1 protein-coding gene, 1 tRNA gene and 1 pseudogene are annotated in these 2,711 nt (G+C 43.6%); 2 read left to right on the forward strand and 1 reads right to left on the reverse strand.

The genetic code is table 11. The features are described 5' to 3' along the window. Window positions 1-814 (reverse strand): annotated as a pseudogene (locus NJ959_RS28205) (DUF2157 domain-containing protein); the annotation flags it as partial. 720 nt (window positions 815-1,534) lie between these two features. On the opposite strand from NJ959_RS28205, the gene NJ959_RS28210 reads away from it, so the two are divergent. Then, window positions 1,535-1,611 (forward strand) — tRNA-Met (locus tag NJ959_RS28210). 290 nt (window positions 1,612-1,901) lie between these two features. Continuing rightward, window positions 1,902-2,666, forward strand: coding sequence for a peroxiredoxin-like family protein (locus tag NJ959_RS28215; protein ID WP_254015081.1), 765 nt, complete (start codon window positions 1,902-1,904; stop codon window positions 2,664-2,666). Window positions 2,667-2,711: the final 45 nt, after the last annotated feature.

Here is a 2,711-nt window from a genome sequence, read left to right on the forward strand (position 1 = left end):
CCCCCTCTTCTACATCTGCCCCATTTCCCCCTCTCCCCCTACTGCGGCTTTGAGGCAGAAAAATAGTAGTGCCAATTACACCCAAATAAACAGCCAACAGCGGCATTCCCGAAAAATGCCAACCCCAATGTAGATAACCCAGACATAACATTAGTGAAGTGCGAGAAGTGAAGCGAGAAGAATCATCTCGAATTGCTTGATTAAAGAGAATAATACCAGTGAGGGAAAAAGCCGCGACTATAACAACTATCCATTCCCAGAAATAACGCCACAAACCAAAACTATCCATCGCCCAAAAATTTACAGGCACGAGGAGAAGCGCCACCAACTCCAAAGTTTGGGAAGTTAACTTTAAATTCTGCTTATTCCTTGCCCAAATCCCAATACCAAAAAAAATTATCGTATATCCCCATAACACCCCATACTGCCCCGCCGGAGGAAAATTCTGCCATTGAGTTGCTGCTAATACACCAGAAGAAACTACTACCAGAAAAACACCCAAAAACAGTAACCATCTAACACTTAATTCATCTTGAAAAGACTGCCATATTCCCGATAGAGGAAGAGGTGACAGAGTGGGAGTAGGAATAGGCGTTTCAATTTCTCTGGGATGAGAAATCCGACGAATAGGTGCAGGAGGAGTAACCACCAATTCCGGTAGGAGACAAGATAAATAGGTTTGACTGATTCGCTTTACTTGAATATCACTCAATAAACCTAAACGCAACCAGACATCTAACCCTTGCAGTAACTCTGGGCGAGATGCAGAAACAATAAGTTCAATTCTCAGGGGGCGGTTAGGTTGGGAAGACATGGCGTTTGAAACCTAATTTTAGTAAAATGTAGGGTGGGGAAGGATTGATGGAGTTAAAAAAGCCTAGTGTTGATTAGCCGTGCCTACCCCGATATTATCTTGTTGTAAATACTTATCTCTAGGTCTTTCTCACTTATGCAGTAATGTTATGTTAGATAAACTGTAAATACTACTCTACAGTAAAAATGTCAGATTTGTGCCAGTTTACTAACTGCCCAGCTTCCTCAAAATATAAAATTTAAAATCTCAAACCCAAAAGAGTCTTAGCTTTGACTTTTTTAGACATCTATCGCAATCCTAAATAGGTTGTCAAACCATAGGCGGGCAAGATGCCTGCACTACAAAGATTTTGGCTTGGATTTATTTACGACTGATTTAGGATTGCTATATCGCGTTTCACTATTGAAATGTACCCACTCTCAAAAGTAGACAATCTGAAAATTGGCACAAGTCTCATCCAGAGAGTACCTATTCAAGGCACTCCCACCGAGAAAAGAGTAATTGCCGTCATAAGCTGTCACGCATTGATATAGCAGGAAAGCGACTTATATGGGCAAAGCCATCACGCCATTCGCCTCCAGCAAGGAGATCCCACTCAGACTAATCCTTAAACCCCAGGAGCCACAACGATTTCAGCCAATTTTGAAAAAACTTCTCTTTTCCCCTTGCCACTTTTGAAAATTAGCGCTATACTAGATAAAGCGACCCGAGACAAAGCGACGCGGGATAGAGCAGCCTGGTAGCTCGTCGGGCTCATAACCCGAAGGTCGGTGGTTCAAATCCGCCTCCCGCCACCAAATTACAAATATAGCAAACCCTACCAGCATTTAGCCAGTAGGGTTTGCTATTACCGATCCTACTCTTCGTGCCTTAGTGTCTTCGTGGTTTCCCAAATGACGGAATAAAAAAATAAAAAAAAACCACTTGGGGGCTTGCGCTATTGATTTTTTTTTGTTAAAATTAGATAATGGAAATCCGTGCCTAAATTTTATTAGAGTCACCACTCCCATTATTACATAATACCATAGCCCGGTCAAAAAGCATAGAGGTCTGAAAAAAAATCCCCCTCCTTATATAGCAACCAGAGATGAACCCCTACGAAATTCTTCATCAAACTCAACGGCAGCGAGTCAGCGATGGTATAACACGAGCGCTTCTAGAAAACTGCGAGAGTGCCCCACACACCCTCCTACTTGTCTGGTCCCAACTTGGTGACTTTGACAGTCTCGAATACGCTTGGTGGTTAAAGCGAGAAGCCGAAAAGTTGCAAGCTAAAGGAATAGCAATTCGCGCTATTGGGATTGGCAATCTCGATTCAGGAAAACAATTCTGTAACTATACAGGATTTCCCGCCGAGTGGTTGTTTGTCGATCCGGATGCCCAATTGCATCGCCAGCTTAATCTCTATCCTGGGCTTTGTGTCAAACTTCCTGGACTTTCCACCACTCAAACTGCTTGGCTCAACCTACTATTAATGTGTGGAGGTTTTGGCAGCCCCGGTACACTAGCCGAAGTTTTTCGGGGTTATTGGGGCGATCGCAAAGCGCCTCAACTAATTGATGATAAGGAAGTAGTGAAAGCAGCACCACTACCACCACTACAAGGCTCATTTTTTAAATTAGCTGGGGGTAGTGGGTTTCAGCGCCCTTTTGAGTTAGCCACCTTACGACTGCGAAATATGGCGGAAGTTTTGAGCAATTGGAATACTTACGTCTCCAATCCTGCCTATCTGACACAGCGAGGTGGAACTTTCTTTTTCGATGGAAGCGGCAAGCTATTATACGAACATCGGGATCGGGGAATTCTCGGATGGGCAGCTAACATGAGCCAGCCGTTATCGTTTTTATTATAAGAAAATAGCCTGAAAACCCCGTGACTTGAGTCCGGGGATGAAAGG

Source organism: Limnofasciculus baicalensis BBK-W-15 (assembly GCF_024178385.1).
Lineage (GTDB): Bacteria > Cyanobacteriota > Cyanobacteriia > Cyanobacteriales > Coleofasciculaceae > Limnofasciculus > Limnofasciculus baicalensis.

What these genes read in the sequence shown, in the direction of transcription:
- NJ959_RS28215 (WP_254015081.1), top strand. Translation starts at nt 1,902, where the DNA reads ATGAACCCCTACGAAATTCTTCATCAAACTCAACGGCAGCGAGTCAGC.